Source organism: Gelidimonas diazotrophica, from assembly GCF_055694025.1.
Genome location: NZ_CM146349.1, coordinates 3,158,360 through 3,173,341 on the forward strand (window position 1 = coordinate 3,158,360; position 14,982 = coordinate 3,173,341).

Here is a 14,982-nt window from a genome sequence, read left to right on the forward strand (position 1 = left end):
TCCTGTGAAAAGCATTTTTATGGCATGCGCAAATGCGCTTCAAGCTTGCGCACCAGCAGCGCGACGACGATGCTGATGACCAGAAAGAACAGGCCAGCCATCGTGATTGGCTCGATATAGCGGAACGATTGCGAGCCGATATTTTTGGCCTGCAGCATGAGTTCGACCACGGTGATAGCCGACAGCACCGGGGTATCCTTGAACATCGCAATCAGGTAATTGCCGAGCGCCGGAACAATCGGACGGATCGCCTGCGGCAGCACGATGCTGCGATACGCATTCAGGGGCGAAAGGCTCAACGCCTTGGCCGCTTCCCACTGGCCGCGCGGCACGCCGTTCAAACCGGCCCGGTACACTTCCGCCACATAGCAAGAGTAATGCAGTGCGATGCCTATCGTACCGGCGGCCAGCGCCGACAAGATCAGGCCGTATTCCGGCATCACGTAGAACAGGAAATACAACTGGATCAACAGCGGCGTACTGCGGATGAATTCGATCACGGCAGCGGCCGGCCACGATAGCCAGCGCAATTGCGCGCGACGCATGACAGCCAGCAGCAAGCCGAACACCAGCGCGATTGCAAACGCAACAAAGGTGATGCCGATGGTGTACAGCGAAGCGCGCAGCAGGTCGGGCAGAATCTCGGCAGCGAACTGCCAGTCGAACAAGGTGCGGCCGCTCACATGCGCCCCCGGTTTAAGCCACCACTTAAACCACGATTAAGTCGCCGCTCCAGCATGCGCATGCCCAAGTTGATCGCCTGTGCCAGCACGAAGTAAATCAACAACGCAATTGTGAAAATTTCCCCGGTACGGAAAGTCGCCTGCACCAGTTGATTGGCGCGGAACGTCAGATCGGCCAGCGTGATCAGAGATACCAGCGAGGTGCCCTTGAGTAATTCGATCAGCAGATTGGTAGCCGGCGGAATCGCTTTGGCCAGCGCCTGCGGCAGTACGATGCCGAGAAAGCGATGCAGCGGCGGAAGGTTCAATGCAATCGCCGCCTCGATCTGGCCGCGTGGCACCGCCGCAAACGCGCCGCGCATCACTTCTGCACCATAGGCGCCGATGTTGAGGCCCAGGCCAAGCACCGCAACCGCGAACGGCGTCAGAGTCAGGTTGAACGGCGGCAGCGGCAGCACAAAGAATAGCCAGAACAATTGCACCAGCAGCGAGGTGCCGCGGAATGCTTCGATGTAAATATTGGCCAGCCAGCGCAAGCCGCGCCACGGCGACAGCTTGGCCAGCGCGGCCACCAGCGCCAGCGCGACTGCCAACAGCGCAGCCAGGCAGGTGATGCGGATGGTGACTAAGGTCCCTTCCAGCAGGAGCGGCAGGAGCTCAGTCATTGTTATGGCTGGGCGAGTTCTTCGACGGTCTTGGTGGTGAGGTTGGAACTATCGAAGCCGAACGGTGTGACTGTTTTCAGATGCTCTGCGCTGCCCAGCCACGCCTTCAGCGCCACATTGACCGCGTCGCGCAAGTCCTGGTCACCCTTGCGGAAGGCCAGTGCGCCGTAACCGATATGCGCCGGATCGTCTTTAAAGTCGGCTATCGCTTCCACCCTTTTGCCGCCCTTGAGCGCCAGATCCTTCATCGTCAACTGGGTGCCAACCGCGGCCTGCGCCCGTCGTGTGCCTACTGCCTGCAACTGCGCGGTGGTATTCGGCACCTGCATGATCTGGCTATCCGAAATCCCGGCTTCGCGTGCATACGTGTACTCCGCGGTGCCCGACATTACGGCCAGCTTTACCTTGGGATTTTTTACGATGTCGGCATAGCTGTGCAATTTGCTCGGGTTGCCTTTGGCGACCAGCAGCGTATCGCCGATCTGATAGTGCGGATCGGTAAACAACACTTGCTGCAGACGTTCCGGCGTCACGTACATGCCGGCGGCGATTACATCGAAACGTCCAGCCATCAGGCCGGGAATCAGGCCGCCCCATTCGGTCAGCACCGCATCGATTTTTTTGACGCCAATCTTGTCGAACACCACCTTGGCAATCTCCGGCGATTCGCCGGTCACCTTGCCATCGGATTGCGTGTAGGCGAATGGCGCTTCGTTGGCATAACCGATACGAATCTCGCCGGTGCGCTGTACGCGCTCCAGCGTGGTTTCGGCGCTTGCCGCAGTGCTGAGCCCGATTGCGGCGGTGGCGATCAGTGCTGCGACAGCGGAAGTTTTGAAGATGGTTTTCATGATTGGTCTCATTTAAATTAGTTTTATCAAACGGGAAATTATGCAAACGTCGGTAGTCGGGTTAGCGCTAGCGTAACCCGACATTCTCAGCCGCAAATGTCGGAGCAGTTTTCCAAGTTACGCGATGAAGCCGCTAACCCGACCTACCGAATCAGGTTCGTTATGCCTGGGAGGTGCGCAACGTCAGCGGCTCAGGCTCCAGCTGCGCCAGGTTGTGACGCGCGGCGATGAACTCGGGCCGCGGCTGCAGTCCGCCCTGCGGCGCCTGCAACTGGTTTTCGATGCTGTTGTAGACAAAAAACACGTTGCTGCGCGGATAGGGCGTGATGTTGCTGTTGGACCCATGCATGGTGTTGCAGTCGAAAAATACAACCGAACCTGCTTTTCCCTTGCAAGACGTGATGCCGCCCATGTCCGCCAGGTAGCGCAGCAGGAGTTCGTCCGGCACGCCGTATTCCTGCTTCTTCAGTGATTGCTTGTAGTGATCAATCGGCGTTTCACCGGCACAGGAAATGAAGTGCTGGTGCGAACCGGGGATCAGCATCAGCGGGCCGTTGAATTCATCGTTGTCGGTGAGCAGAATCGAGCAGCTCAATGCGCGCATGGCCGGCATGCCGTCTTCGGTGTGCCAGGTTTCAAAATCGGAATGCCAGTAAAACTCCTTACCGCTAAATCCGGGTTTGTAGTTGATGCGCGACTGGTGAATATAAACTTCGCTGCCGAGTATTTCGCGCGCCACGTTCAGCACGCGCGGGTCGCGCATCAGGCTGGCGAATACATCGTTCAGATGGTGCACATCGAAGATCGAGCGCACCTCGCCGCTGCCCGACTCCGCAATGACTTCATCGCGGCCGGCCGCTGCAAAATCGGTGCGCATCGTTTGCATTTCATCGTGCAAGGCTGCGGCCTCGGCCGGCGTGAACAGCTCGGGCAGAAACAGGAATCCGTTCTCCCGGTAGGCATCGCGTTGCGCCGGGTTCAGCGTGGCGCAGGCAGCGCTTGGTTCCTGGTCATAGACAACCGGTTCGCAGCGCGCCAGAATCGCCGGTGAAATCAGCGCGCGGCTTTTGTAAGGGTCTTGGGATAGCATTTGATGCTCCTCTCTTTATGCGACAGATTCCGGCGCGGCGGCGTAGACGCCATCGGCGTCATGTACTTCGTTGCCGACCAGCGGCGGGTTGAAGCTGCATACCAGCCGCATGTCGCCGCCGGCATCGGCGCGCAGCCAATGGCGGTCGTTCTTGTTGAGCGCATAAATGGTGCCCGGCTCGATGCGGAAAATTTCACCCGAAGGAATCAGCTCAACCTCGCCGCTGCCCTCGACGCAATACACCGCTTCCAGATGGTTCTTGTACCAGATGTGGGTTTGGGTGCCGGCGAAGATGGTGGTTTCGTGCATCGAAAACCCCATGCGGTCATCGCGCAGCAGCAGGCGGCGGCTGGCCCAGGTTTCGGTCTTTACGTCGCGTTCGGTATTCAGGATGTCTTGCAGGCGTCGTACGATCATGCTGTCACCTCTGTATTCTTGGCTGCAGTGGTGCTCAGATCACCCACCGTATCGGCCAGCGCCTGCTCCAGGATATCCAGACCAGCCAGCAGCTGTTCCGGTTCGATGGTCAGCGGCATCAGCAGCTTGATGACTTCGTCGCTGCCGCCCGAGGTTTCGATGATCAATCCGTTCTGGAATGCCAGCGTGGTAACGCGGTCGGCCAACTCCGGGTCCTTGAATGCCAAACCCTGCATCAGGCCGCGTCCGCGTCGCATCATTTCGGCAGCCGGGTACGTTTTCACCAGCTTGTCGAGATAGGTGGTGACGGTCTGTGCCTTTTTGTCGATCGATGCCTGGAATTTGTTGTCGCTCCAGTAATGATCGAGCGCTGTGGCGGCGGTTACAAACGCCATGTTGTTGCCGCGGAAGGTGCCGTTGTGCTGGCCTGGCTTCCACACGTCGTGCTCGGGTTTGATCAGGACCACCGACATTGGCAAGCCGTAACCGGATAGCGATTTCGACAAGGTGATCATGTCGGGTTGGATGCCGGCTGGCTCGAAACTGAAGAAAGTTCCGGTGCGCCCGCAACCGGCCTGGATGTCATCGACGATCAGCAAAATTTCATGACGGTGGCACAATTGTTCGATTTTTTTCAGCCAATCCAGGCTGGCGAAATTCAGGCCGCCTTCACCTTGGACGGTTTCAAGAATAATCGCCGCCGGAAAGTCGACGCCGCTGCTGGGGTCGGTAAGAAGCTTGTCGAGCATCGCGACGGTATCCACATCCGGGCCGAAATAGTTGGAATACGCTGCATGATGCACGTCCGTCAGTGTCGCGCCGGAGGCATCGCGGAACTTGCGATTGCCGGTCAGCGACAGCGCGCCCAGCGTTACGCCATGAAAGCCGTTGGTGAACGAAATTATATTTTGGCGCCCGGTTACGTTGCGCGCCAGCTTGATCGCGGCTTCCACCGCATTGGTGCCGGTAGGGCCGGTGAATTGCATTTTGTAATGCATTTTGCGCGGCTTCAGGATGCGTTCTTCAAACGTGCGCAGGAAATTTTTCTTTGCTGCAGTGGCCATGTCGAGCCCTTGCACCACGCCGTCGCTGGCCAAATAATTGAGCAGCGCTTGTTTCAAAACGGGATTGTTGTGGCCGTAGTTCAGGCTACCGGCACCGGCCAGGAAGTCGATGAACTCGCGGCCATTTTCGTCGGTTTGCACTGCGTTTTGGGCTGTAGTAAAAATAGTTGGGAAGGAACGGATATACCCACGAACCTCTGATTCCAGTTTATTGAATGTACGCATCATGCTTCTCCTTAAGGGATGGAATGGATGTTGACTATCGTCTTGCCGTCAAGCTACGCGGTCCAGGGACCGATTTTGTAGAGACGTTCTTCTTCGTGCCCACTCTCGCCAAAATCATCGGCGCTAAACAGAGTGGTGATGGGACAGCCTGCAGCATGCTGCAAGGCAAAATTGGTAAACAATCGGTTGGATGCTGTGTTGCTGGGGCTGACGGTGGTTTCCATCCAGCGCAGACCGCGCGGCGCGATGCAGTCGGTAAGCAAATGCTGCAGCATGCGCCGGCCCAGTCCCTGCCCGCGCTGTTGCGGTGCGACCGCGACTTGCCATACGAATAGCGTGTCGGGTTGCTCGGGGGGGATATACGCGGTGATAGCACCGACAAGAATGCCGTCGAGTTCTGCTACCACGCTGGTGCGCGCATGGTGCAGGCACAGCAACAAATAGGCATAGATTGAATTCAGGTCGAGCGGCGGGCAAGCCGCGATCAGACCGTGCAGCGCCGCGCCATCGCGTGGCTGCGGTTTGCGTAACGTCAGCTGACTCTCTGACGCCGGATTGGGTATGGGTGCATTCATGTGCTCTCCTTTTGCAGGCAAGAACGTTCTCGCGGCCGGTCTCGGCCGCCGAACGTACTTACCGGTTAGAGGGAATCAGAATGCAGATCGGAGAATTAGATAGCGCCGGCAGGCGCCTTAACCTCAAGCAGAGTAGCGAATTGTTCCAACACCACCACCAAAGTATGCTGATCATCTTCCGGCAACGCGCCAAGCGCACTGGAAAAACCTTGCGGCAGCGCCGACGGCGCATTCTCGACCAAGTGCTGGCCGACCGCCGTTACGCTCACGTAGACATTGCGCCGGTCGCGGGTATCGCGTTCGCGGCAGACCAGCTTTTTTTCTTCCAGCCGGTCAACGATGCCCACTACCGTGCTTGAACTCAGGTGTATCGCCCGCCCGATCGACTTCAGCGTACTCGGCCCCAATTGGGCAATTGCCATGAGTGCCACCAGTTGCGGCGATGTGATGTTGTGAGTGGTCTTGAGTCGCTTCGAATGATGTTCCACGCACTGCGCGATACGGCGCACGCTTTGTAAAATGCGGATTGAATCATTTACGGCTACAAGTTTGGTGGCATCGTTCATAAGTGTCACTTTAACGACATCCTGAGTTTCTGTCTCGCCCCACGGCAACAATTCAACCATTCTCGCGTTTCTGTTTTCTGTTCCACTGGATTCCAAATAAAGAGCCATCATTGTACATTAATAACATTCCATGTCAAATCATCTCACTTCCAATCATTTCAATACGAATGATTTGAGTATGGAAATATTGGATTGTTGCGGCCGCTTGCGGCGCGCGTACCGTCCGCATCAAGCCACGCTGCCCAGCGCCAGCGTCCCGGCCAGAACCAGCATCACCACGCCGATCACGCCGTCCAGCACACGCCATGCCAGCGGCCGTGCGAATAACGGCGACAGCAGGCGCGAGCCGAAACCCAGCAGCACAAACCACAAGATGGAAGAGGTCATCGCACCCAGCGCGAACCACAGCTTGCCGGCACCGGCCTGTTGCGCGCCGACCGCGCCCAGCAACACCACGGTATCCAGATATACGTGCGGGTTCAGCAGCGACAGGACGACGACGGCCGTGACTGCCTGCGCGGCGCTCATGACGACAGCCTGCTGATTCACCTGCAACGCATGATTTGCCCATGCCGCACGCCAGGCGCGCAGCCCATACCAACTCAGAAAAGCCACGCCGCCCCACTGCGCCAGTCCCAACAACACAGGATTGCCGCCTATGGCCGCACCCATGCCGGCGATCCCGACGCCGATCAACAGCACATCGAGCACGATGCACACCAGCACCGTCAGGCCGACATGCTGTTGCCGCAGGCCCATGCGCAGCACATGCGCGTTTTGCGAGCCGATCGCGATGATCAGACCGGCGCCGAGACCGAGGCCTTTCAGGTAGAACGGAAGCAGCATGATGGAATCCTGGATGCGATTGAATGATGGACACCATTTTGCTTTTGGCCGCACAATTAATGAAGCAGGATTAATTTAATTAGTGAATCATTAAAAATTCTTAATACAGAGCCACTTTCTACCCCAAAATCCCATGAAATTCGATCCCAGACAATGCGAAGCGGTACTGGCGGTAATAGAAACCGGCAGTTTCGAGCAAGCCGCCAGCCGCTTGCATCTGACCTCGTCGGCAGTCTCGCAGCGCGTGCGGGCGCTGGAAATACAGCTCGGCAGCCCGCTACTGGTGCGCAGCCGGCCGTGCCGCGCGACGCAGGCCGGTCAGCGCCTGCTGCAATATCTGCGCCGTGCGCAATTGCTGGAACAGGATTTACAAGCGGAATTTGCCGGCAATCAGTCGGCACCGCTGATGCTGGCGGTGGCGGTCAACGCCGACAGCCTGGCCAGCTGGTTTCTGCCGGCGCTGGCGGAATTTTTAATCCGCGAGCAAGTGTTGCTGGATCTGACGGTGGACGACCAGAACCACACCTACGCATTGCTGGAAGCCGGTCTGGCGCTGGGTTGCATTTCGACTGAGCGGCTGCCGATGCGCGGCTGCGTCACGGAAACGCTGGGTGTGATGCGGTATCGCTGCATGGCTTCACCCGACTTCCGCCAACGCTGGTTTGCGCAGGGAATGAACCGCAGCTCGGCACGACTGGCACCGGTGCTGACGTTCGACCGCAAGGACCGCTTGCAGGCGGATTTCCTGCTGCAGCATTTCGGCCTGACGGCAGACGCCTACCCTTGCCATTACATCCCGGCCTCGGAAGCGTATATGCAGGCGGTGCGTCTGGGGCTGGGCTGGGGCATGGTTCCGGAGGTGCAGATGGAGCATCTGCAGGATAGCCATACGCTGGTCGATCTGGCGCCGGAGCAGCCGACCGATGTCGAACTGTTCTGGCACCGCTGGAAGGTGCAATCGCCGCGCCTGGAGTTGATGTCGGCAACCCTGGTGCAGGCGGCGCGGCAGGTGTTGCTGTAATGATGCTGGTTCGGCGCTAGTTCGGTGCTAGTTCAACGCTTATTCAACTAACCCGCCAATTCCTGCCGGTAACGAATGCGCGCTTCTTCCTCCAGCCGGGCATCCTCGATTTCGCGCAGCACTCCGTCGACATCTACCTTGCGGTTATCTTGCTTGACGCGGCCCGTCAGCGGGGTCTCGGGCGTGAGCAAACCGGCCTGATACAGGGCCCAGATTTCCTTGCCGAACTGCGAAACCAGCAGCGCGGGGGCAAATTGGCCGAAGTAGTCTTTGAGATTATCCACATCGCGTTCCAGCATCGGTCCGGCGTTGGTATTGCCGGCCGCATCCACCGCTTGCGGCAAATCGATAATCACCGGTCCTTCTTCATCGACCAGAATGTTGTATTCGGATAAATCGCCGTGGATGATGCCGGCGCACAGCATCAGCACTACCTGATGCAGCAGCAGCGCGTGGTATTCCAGCGCCGTGGCCTCGTTCATTTCGACGTCATTCAAGCGCGGTGCCGCATTGCCATTGGCGTCGGTGAGCAGATCCATCAACAGCACACCCTCGAAACAGATATACGGCGTTGGCACCTTCACGCCGGCAGCGGCCAGACGGTACAGCGCATCGACTTCGGCGTTTTGCCAGACTTCTTCCTGCATCTTGCGGCCGTAGCGGCTGCCCTTTTCCATCGCGCGCGCTTGCCGGCTATTCTTGACCTTGCGGCCTTCCTGGTAAACGGCGGCCTGTTTGAAACTGCGCTGGCTGGCGTCTTTATAAACTTTTGCGCAGCGGATATCGTCGCCGCAACGCACCACATATACGGTGGCTTCCTTGCCGCTCATCAACTGACGCACGACTTCGTCCACCAAGCCTTCCTGCACTAGCGGTTCGAGTCTTTTGGGAGTTTTCATGAATTACGGGGTCCTTATTTGATTACATACAGGGTTATGTATTTTAAATTTACTCAATGAACATATGCGCTAATGTTGCAGTTTTTATGCATACTCAACACTATTTAAAATTTTTAGTTTCTATTCAGCCTACCATGAGGTTGATATCCAAGTGACATCTTTATGCCATTGGCGGTTGTATTGACGCTGTTTTTGATGTTAGGCCGCTGGGGACGCAGCCGTTTGTGTGCTGCAGAAAATGGATCAGAAATGAAGGCTGTTTGAGCGTAGCGAGTTCCTTCATTTCCCATTTTTTGCAGCACACAAACGGGAACCCCGAAGGGGCAAGTCTGCGGTCGCCTTTCTTTTGCTTACTTTTCTTTGGCGAAGCAAAGAAAAGTGAGTAGCTGTCGGGCTACCCCCGACAAAGCATCTACGCAGAGTACAGCAATTAATTAAGTCGTCAACTTTGCAGTCGCCCTCTCCCCAGCCCTCTCCCGCAAGCGGGCGAGGGGGTATTCATAGCGTGCTGAATAATTACAACTTTCACAGTGACTCACTGCGGCGCTGGCGCATCGACTATTGACTCGTCGATACTCAAGCCGGAGTCGGAGTTCGCGTCCGGTCCGGACTCTGCCGGCACCGCTTGCCGCTGCGGCAGCGTGCGTAATTGTTCCATCCAGTCCTCGGGAACAGGTTCTGCTGCTGGTGCTGGTGCTGGTTCTGCTGGTTCTGCTATTACCGGAGCCCGCTCTGGCGGCAGTTTACCGCCCGGAAATACCGCTCTGGCATCAATCAGCCGCGCGTTCAAAGCGCTGCGGTAGAAATCGCCCACCAGCAAGACCGCGTTGTGGCCGCCCTGGCCCCAGTAATTGCTGCGCATGGTAACGCGTGCATCGTTGAAGCCGACCCAGGCGCCGGCCACCAGATTCGGGTGCATCAGAATAAACCAGCCGTCGGTATTGTTTTGCGTGGTGCCGGTTTTGCCGGCGATATCGGCGCTGATGCCGAAGCGCGCCTTGACCGCCTGGCCGGTGCCCTGATTGACCGCGCCACGCATCATGTCGATCAGCTCCACCGCCGATTCGGACGACATCGCACGCTGGCCTTTGGTATCGAAGCTGGCCAGCACATTGCCTTTGCGGTCGCTGATGCTTTTGACGAAAACCGGTCTGCGGTATTCGCCCTGGGCCGCAATGGTCGCATACGCCGACACCATTTCCAGCAAGGTCACCGGACTGGTGCCCAGCGCCAGCGACGGCACTTGCGCCAGCTTGCTCTGGTTGATGCCGACCGCTTTCGCCAATTTGACGATGCTTGGCAGGCCGACATCCTGCATGACTTGCGCGGTGATGGTGTTTTTCGAATACACCAAACCCTGGCGCAGCGTCATGGTTTTGCCGCTTGCGCCCGACATATCGGTGGGCCGCCAGATACTGCCGTCGCCGGCGCGAATGTCGATCACGCTATCCTGGTACGGCCGATCCGGGCGAAAACCTTTCTCCAGCGCGGCGCCATACACGATCGGCTTGAAGGTCGAGCCGGGCTGGCGCTCGGCTTGCGCCACATGGTCGAACTGGTCGCGCTGAAAGTCGCGGCTGCCGACCCAGGCCCGCACTTCGCCGTTGTTCGGATCAATCGCCACAAAGCCGGCTTCCAGGCGCGTCTTGGCGGCCCGCAGCTTGGCGATGAAATTGCGGTCTGCCTGTAGTTTTTTGAAAGCATCGGCGGCGCTGACGCCGGCGTCCAGCGCTTTTCTATATTCGGCCGATTCACGGATGAAACTGTCCTGCAGCTCGCCATGGCTATCCCAAAAATAACGGAACGGCGCGACCTGCCGGCGCACGCTCGCATACACGGCAGTCGAGGTCGAGATCAGGCCGCCCTGGCTCTGCCCCCATTCCACATCGGCGATGTTTTGCAGCGCATCGGCCTGCCGCTCAACCGCGCGCAACGCTGCCTTCTGCAACCCGGCATCGAGCGTGGTATGGATAATCAAGCCGTCGAGCTGCAAGTCATACTCATTCTGATCGGCCCATTCGATCAGCCACTTGCGCACATGAGCGGTGAAATGGGTTTCCGTGCTGTCGGCCTGGTCGTATTGGCGATGAAAGCGCACTCTCAGCGGTTTTTTCAGCAGCGACTTGTATTGCGCATCGCGCAGATGTCCGTGCTTGCGCATTTGCCCCAGCACCACGTTGCGCCGCTCCAGCGAGCGCTCCGGATTCAGCACCGGATTGTAGTAATGGGTGCCTTTGAGCATGCCGACCAGAGTCGCACTTTCCAGCACATTTAGTTTCGCCGCCGATTTATCGAAATAGGTGCGCGCCGCCATTTCGATGCCGAACGCGTTGTACAGGAACGGCACCGTATTCAGATACGTTTCGAGAATTTGATCCTTGCTGTAGGCGCGCTCGATCTTGAAGGCGGTGACGATTTCCTTGAGCTTGCGGCTGATGCTGCGCGACCGGCCGATCTCTTCCGGGAACAGATTGCGCGCCAGTTGCTGGGTAATGGTCGAGCCGCCCTGGGCGTCGCCGCCCAAAGTATGCAAAACCGCGCCGGCGGTGCGCCGGAAATCCACCCCGTGATGCTGGTAGAAACGGTGATCTTCGGTCGCGATCAAAGCCTGGATAACGAAGGGTGAGACCTGCCTCAGCTTGATGCGTTCCTGCTGGCCCTGGTTGAAGGCGGCCAGTTGCTGGCCGTCGGCCGACAGAATCGTGCTCGCCTGCGCGGTGCGCGCCTGTTGCAAATCCTTGATGCTGGGCGTGGTGGGAATCAGTATCAGAATGTACAAAAACAGCAATCCGCCCAGCGCCGCGCCGGCCAGGCCGAGCATCAGCGCGCCGCGCCGCAGCGGCGGCTGGCGCATCAGATAAGCATACAAATCAGCAAACCAGCGCGCCAACCGGGGCATCCAGGTGGCGCGCAACTGACCAGCGCGCTGGCGTAGCAGATCCAGCATGCGCGGCAGGAATTTTTTTTCGTTCAAGTCGAACCTATCGGGGTTTTTCGGGGAAATCGGGGGTGCCGGGGCGCAGGCACAACATGATACAGGCGGATACCGGTGGGCGCAGACAAGTCGCGCCCGGGCAAATGGAGCGAAGCATACACCAGAGCCCTGCACTATTTTTAATCAAAGTAACTGCGCGTCATTTCATAGCGTTGCGCGTAGTAGCGGTTATCGAGCCGGTCGATGCGCACCCGGCCGTTGGTCGATGGCGCATGGACGAAGCGCGCGTCGCCGATATAAATGCCGACGTGTGAAAACGAGCGGTTCATGGTGTTAAAGAAAATCAAGTCGCCCGGACGCACGCCGGAACGCGGGATTTCCCTGCCGCGTCGCGCAATATCGGCCGCGCTGCCGCTCACGTTCAAGCCGGCTGCATGCTGATAGATATACGACACCATGCCGCTGCAATCGAGCCCGGCTTCTGGATTCTTGCCGCCAAAGCGGTAGCCGGTACCGATCAAGCCCAGCGCATAGAGGGCGACCTCGTTGCCTTGTGCGCTGGCCGCCGGCCGCGCTTGTTGCTGCGTCGTACCGCAAGCCGCCAGCAGCAAGGCCAGGCAGAGAAGGAGAAATTTCAATCGCGTGATTTTCATGCGCCAAGTATAGCGGGCAAGCACCACGCGGTACTGCTGCCGGAACACTTGCAAAGAGTGGAATGCGCGTTTGACATGCGCGCGATTCGGCGTTTGATGCCGCTTATTTTGATGCCGCTTAATTTGTTGCGATTCTTACCCAATTCCTAAAGCAGATTAGGGATATTCCGATACAAGCGCCACCGCTATTTCCCTACACTACCGATCTGCGTCTGGCGACAACCGTGCTTGCGCCACGCCACATACCCATACCACTCCTTAAAAAGGTTACTCAAACAAAAAATGATGCCAGCTGAACACCAAGAAACCGCACTTACCCAATACGATCCGAGCCGCATGCTGGATGCAGTGCTTAAAAAAATGCAATGGAAAAACGATGCCACCCTGGCCCAAAAACTCAACGTCCACGTCGATGTGATTCGTCGGATTCGGGCCAAGACATTGCCGCTCGGAGCGTCGATGTTGCTGTGGATGCAAGAAGCCACTGGCATCAGCATCGATGAATTGCGCCAGTTGATGGGCGACCGGCGCGCAAAATTACGGATAAGTTGCACTCGGACATTGAAACCGCCCCGGCTTAACCGCTTCATGTCCCCAAGTCATTCGAGCGCATTGCGCGCCCTGCCGATGCCGGTAAAACTGACGGAGCAGCGCGGCTTGCATGTTTCCTGCCAACCAGGTCGATAGGATTAGACATGAGAGTGGACATTTACCAAAGAATGGAAAGCCAGAACCGCACTTCGTATCTGGCAGTGCCGCAGGGCAAACCGTTGCCGCAAGAAGTCACCAGCACCGATTGGCAGGCGGCCGAGCGCGATATCGACCTGGAACAAGATACCGCCGCGCTGGTTAATTTAACGCTTGACGATGCCCTGGCGCAGATCGGCGCGAAAGGTTACGCGATCACGCACCTGCAAGACCCGCAACCGTAGCGGATTCTTCTCATTCGACATACATGGATTGGTATTTTTTAATGCCGCAATGTTTATATGCGGAATTGCCGGTGTTTTTGCATATACCCCCGCAATAATAGATGGCGTTGTATCTATTCAGTGCGCAGAGTGAGGACTGTTTGAATTCCCTCTCCCCGGCCCTCTCCCGCACGCGGGAGAGGGAATTTTCGCCCCTCTCTCCCACTTGCTGAACGGGGTTTTTGCTCCTCTCTCCCGCTTGCGGGAGAGAGGCCGGGAGAGAGGGAGGTCGGTCAACCATGAAAACCCGCGACACGATTGCCGCAGCATCGTCACCCTCTTTCCGACCGCCTATTTTTTCAGCGCAACCTTGCCCAGATCCCAGATCGGCAAGAAAATACCCAGCGCCAGAATCAGCACCAGAATGCCCAGCGCGACAATCAATATCGGTTCGATCTGCGAAGACAGCGTCTTGAGTTCGTAATCGACTTCGCGCTCGTACATTTCGGCGATTTCATCCATCAAGTCATCCAGCTCGCCGGTTTCCTCGCCGACCGCAATCATCTGCAGCACCACCGGCGTAAACACGTTGGCCACCAAGGCAGTGCGCAAAATGCTTTCGCCGCGCTCGACACCGTCGCGCATTTGCTCGATGCGGCTGGCGATATACGTGTTGTCCACCGTTTGCGCAACCACATTCAAACCCTGCACGATCGGCACCCCGCTCTTGCTGGACAAGGCAAAGCTGCGGGCAAAACGCGCCAGCGTGCCTTTCAAGATGATTTTCCCGACGATAGGAAAGCGCAGCTTGAGCTTGTCCCATTGGTATAAGCCCTTGGTGGTCGAGATATACGTCTTGAATGCAAACACCGCAGCGCCTATCGCCGCCAGCATCAGCGGCCAATAGTGCACGGTAAATTCCGAGCTCGCCATCAGGATGCGCGTCATCAACGGCAATTCCGCATTGAAGCCGGCATACACCTTGGCAAAAGCCGGGATCACGAAGATATTGATCACCCCGATCGCCGCCAGCATCGCAATCATCACAAAGGACGGATAGCGCATTGCGGTGCGCACCCGTTCGCCCATCTCGCGCTCGAATTCAAGATGCGCAAACAGGCGCAAGAAAACCTCTTCCAGACGACCGGTCATCTCGCCCACGCGCACCATGTTCAGGTAAAAACTGGAGAACACGCTGGGATGACGGCGCATCGCCGCAGACAGTTCACGCCCGGCATCGAGCGACTCCCGAATATCCTTGAGCACTCGTCCAAATGATTTATTGATGGCCGATTCCTGCAAGCCAGCCAGGCCGCGCATGATCGGCACGCCTGCTTTCAACAGCGTATACAACTGCCGGCTGAATAGCTGCACGTCGATGGAGCGTACTTTTTCTTCGGTCAGGCGCGTCCACCAACCCACTTCGTCACCGGTTCGCGGCTGGCTGGTTGCCGTGATATCAATCGGCGTGATGCCGGTATTGAACAACTGGCTGGCGACGGCGCTGCTGTCGACGCCTTCCAGCACGCCCTTGACCAGTTCGCCGCGGGAATTGCGCGCTTTATAGGCAAAAAAACCCAT

General features: G+C 57.7%; 16 protein-coding genes. 3 read left to right on the forward strand and 13 right to left on the reverse strand.

Going from position 1 to position 14,982, the window contains the following annotated elements:
* Nucleotides 1-17: 17 nt before the first annotated feature.
* From ehuD to KGFNPO_RS14720, 9 genes are all read right to left on the reverse strand, one after another.
* A complete protein-coding gene (ehuD, locus tag KGFNPO_RS14680) occupies nt 18-683 on the reverse strand; it encodes an ectoine/hydroxyectoine ABC transporter permease subunit EhuD (RefSeq protein ID WP_472631972.1) in 666 nt (221 codons plus the stop codon).
* Complete coding sequence (gene ehuC / locus KGFNPO_RS14685; RefSeq protein WP_472631973.1) at nt 680-1,348, reverse strand: ectoine/hydroxyectoine ABC transporter permease subunit EhuC; 669 nt, start codon at nt 1,346-1,348, stop codon at nt 680-682. Before ehuC ends, ehuD begins: the two co-directional genes overlap by 4 nt.
* A gap of 2 nt (nt 1,349-1,350) precedes the next feature.
* Complete coding sequence (ehuB, locus tag KGFNPO_RS14690) at nt 1,351-2,199, reverse strand: ectoine/hydroxyectoine ABC transporter substrate-binding protein EhuB (RefSeq protein WP_472631974.1); 849 nt, start codon at nt 2,197-2,199, stop codon at nt 1,351-1,353.
* Nucleotides 2,200-2,359: 160 nt separating this feature from the next.
* Nucleotides 2,360-3,289: an ectoine hydroxylase gene (gene thpD / locus KGFNPO_RS14695; protein ID WP_472631975.1), complete on the reverse strand. Its 930-nt coding sequence runs from the start codon at nt 3,287-3,289 to the stop codon at nt 2,360-2,362.
* 15 nt (nt 3,290-3,304) lie between these two features.
* Nucleotides 3,305-3,706, reverse strand: coding sequence for an ectoine synthase (locus KGFNPO_RS14700; protein WP_472631976.1), 402 nt, complete (start codon nt 3,704-3,706; stop codon nt 3,305-3,307).
* Nucleotides 3,703-4,995 (reverse strand): diaminobutyrate--2-oxoglutarate transaminase, encoded by a 1,293-nt coding sequence (gene ectB, locus KGFNPO_RS14705; protein WP_472631977.1) that lies wholly within the window; start codon nt 4,993-4,995, stop codon nt 3,703-3,705. The genes KGFNPO_RS14700 and ectB overlap by 4 nt, the downstream gene beginning before the upstream one ends.
* Nucleotides 4,996-5,048: 53 nt before the next feature.
* On the reverse strand, nt 5,049-5,570 hold the full coding sequence (gene ectA, locus KGFNPO_RS14710) for a diaminobutyrate acetyltransferase (RefSeq protein WP_472631978.1): 522 nt from the start codon (nt 5,568-5,570) through the stop codon (nt 5,049-5,051).
* A gap of 95 nt (nt 5,571-5,665) precedes the next feature.
* Nucleotides 5,666-6,196, reverse strand: a complete 531-nt coding sequence (locus KGFNPO_RS14715; protein ID WP_472631979.1) for a MarR family winged helix-turn-helix transcriptional regulator — start codon at nt 6,194-6,196, stop codon at nt 5,666-5,668.
* Nucleotides 6,197-6,364: 168 nt separating this feature from the next.
* Entirely contained in the window at nt 6,365-6,982 is a 618-nt protein-coding gene (locus KGFNPO_RS14720) for a LysE/ArgO family amino acid transporter (protein ID WP_472631980.1), read from the reverse strand.
* 133 nt (nt 6,983-7,115) lie between these two features.
* Between KGFNPO_RS14720 and KGFNPO_RS14725 the strand changes: the two genes are divergently transcribed.
* Nucleotides 7,116-8,003, forward strand: a complete 888-nt coding sequence (locus KGFNPO_RS14725; protein WP_472631981.1) for a LysR family transcriptional regulator ArgP — start codon at nt 7,116-7,118, stop codon at nt 8,001-8,003.
* 47 nt (nt 8,004-8,050) lie between these two features.
* On the opposite strand, the gene KGFNPO_RS14730 is transcribed toward KGFNPO_RS14725, so the two are convergent.
* From KGFNPO_RS14730 to KGFNPO_RS14740, 3 genes are all read right to left on the reverse strand, one after another.
* The gene (locus KGFNPO_RS14730) at nt 8,051-8,902 is read right to left on the reverse strand and encodes a PA4780 family RIO1-like protein kinase (RefSeq protein ID WP_472631982.1); all 852 of its coding nucleotides are present in this window, start codon (nt 8,900-8,902) and stop codon (nt 8,051-8,053) included.
* Between the two features lie 535 nt (nt 8,903-9,437).
* Nucleotides 9,438-11,801: a penicillin-binding protein 1A gene (locus KGFNPO_RS14735; RefSeq protein WP_472634499.1), complete on the reverse strand. Its 2,364-nt coding sequence runs from the start codon at nt 11,799-11,801 to the stop codon at nt 9,438-9,440.
* 215 nt (nt 11,802-12,016) lie between these two features.
* Nucleotides 12,017-12,490 (reverse strand): C40 family peptidase, encoded by a 474-nt coding sequence (locus tag KGFNPO_RS14740; protein WP_472631983.1) that lies wholly within the window; start codon nt 12,488-12,490, stop codon nt 12,017-12,019.
* 285 nt (nt 12,491-12,775) lie between these two features.
* Here KGFNPO_RS14740 and KGFNPO_RS14745 point away from each other — a divergent pair, with 285 nt between their 5' ends.
* Both KGFNPO_RS14745 and KGFNPO_RS14750 read left to right on the forward strand, forming a co-directional pair.
* Nucleotides 12,776-13,177: a hypothetical protein gene (locus tag KGFNPO_RS14745; RefSeq protein WP_472631984.1), complete on the forward strand. Its 402-nt coding sequence runs from the start codon at nt 12,776-12,778 to the stop codon at nt 13,175-13,177.
* 8 nt (nt 13,178-13,185) lie between these two features.
* The gene (locus tag KGFNPO_RS14750) at nt 13,186-13,422 is read left to right on the forward strand and encodes a DUF6139 family protein (RefSeq protein WP_472631985.1); all 237 of its coding nucleotides are present in this window, start codon (nt 13,186-13,188) and stop codon (nt 13,420-13,422) included.
* Between the two features lie 330 nt (nt 13,423-13,752).
* On the opposite strand, the gene KGFNPO_RS14755 is transcribed toward KGFNPO_RS14750, so the two are convergent.
* Nucleotides 13,753-14,982 carry a type II secretion system F family protein gene (locus tag KGFNPO_RS14755; protein ID WP_472631986.1) on the reverse strand — a complete coding sequence of 410 codons (1,230 nt, stop codon included), beginning with the start codon at nt 14,980-14,982 and terminating at the stop codon, nt 13,753-13,755.

Coding starts and splice junctions, on each gene's coding strand:
- ehuC (WP_472631973.1), bottom strand. CDS start 1,348: ATGACTGAGCTCCTGCCGCTCCTGCTGGAAGGGACCTTAGTCACCATC.
- ehuB (WP_472631974.1), bottom strand. CDS start 2,199: ATGAAAACCATCTTCAAAACTTCCGCTGTCGCAGCACTGATCGCCACC.
- thpD (WP_472631975.1), bottom strand. CDS start 3,289: ATGCTATCCCAAGACCCTTACAAAAGCCGCGCGCTGATTTCACCGGCG.
- KGFNPO_RS14700 (WP_472631976.1), bottom strand. CDS start 3,706: ATGATCGTACGACGCCTGCAAGACATCCTGAATACCGAACGCGACGTA.
- ectB (WP_472631977.1), bottom strand. CDS start 4,995: ATGCGTACATTCAATAAACTGGAATCAGAGGTTCGTGGGTATATCCGT.
- ectA (WP_472631978.1), bottom strand. CDS start 5,570: ATGAATGCACCCATACCCAATCCGGCGTCAGAGAGTCAGCTGACGTTA.
- KGFNPO_RS14715 (WP_472631979.1), bottom strand. CDS start 6,196: ATGGTTGAATTGTTGCCGTGGGGCGAGACAGAAACTCAGGATGTCGTT.
- KGFNPO_RS14720 (WP_472631980.1), bottom strand. CDS start 6,982: ATGCTGCTTCCGTTCTACCTGAAAGGCCTCGGTCTCGGCGCCGGTCTG.
- KGFNPO_RS14725 (WP_472631981.1), top strand. CDS start 7,116: ATGAAATTCGATCCCAGACAATGCGAAGCGGTACTGGCGGTAATAGAA.
- KGFNPO_RS14730 (WP_472631982.1), bottom strand. CDS start 8,902: ATGAAAACTCCCAAAAGACTCGAACCGCTAGTGCAGGAAGGCTTGGTG.
- KGFNPO_RS14735 (WP_472634499.1), bottom strand. CDS start 11,801: ATGCCCCGGTTGGCGCGCTGGTTTGCTGATTTGTATGCTTATCTGATG.
- KGFNPO_RS14740 (WP_472631983.1), bottom strand. CDS start 12,490: ATGAAAATCACGCGATTGAAATTTCTCCTTCTCTGCCTGGCCTTGCTG.
- KGFNPO_RS14745 (WP_472631984.1), top strand. CDS start 12,776: ATGCCAGCTGAACACCAAGAAACCGCACTTACCCAATACGATCCGAGC.
- KGFNPO_RS14750 (WP_472631985.1), top strand. CDS start 13,186: ATGAGAGTGGACATTTACCAAAGAATGGAAAGCCAGAACCGCACTTCG.
- KGFNPO_RS14755 (WP_472631986.1), bottom strand. CDS start 14,982: ATGGGTTTTTTTGCCTATAAAGCGCGCAATTCCCGCGGCGAACTGGTC.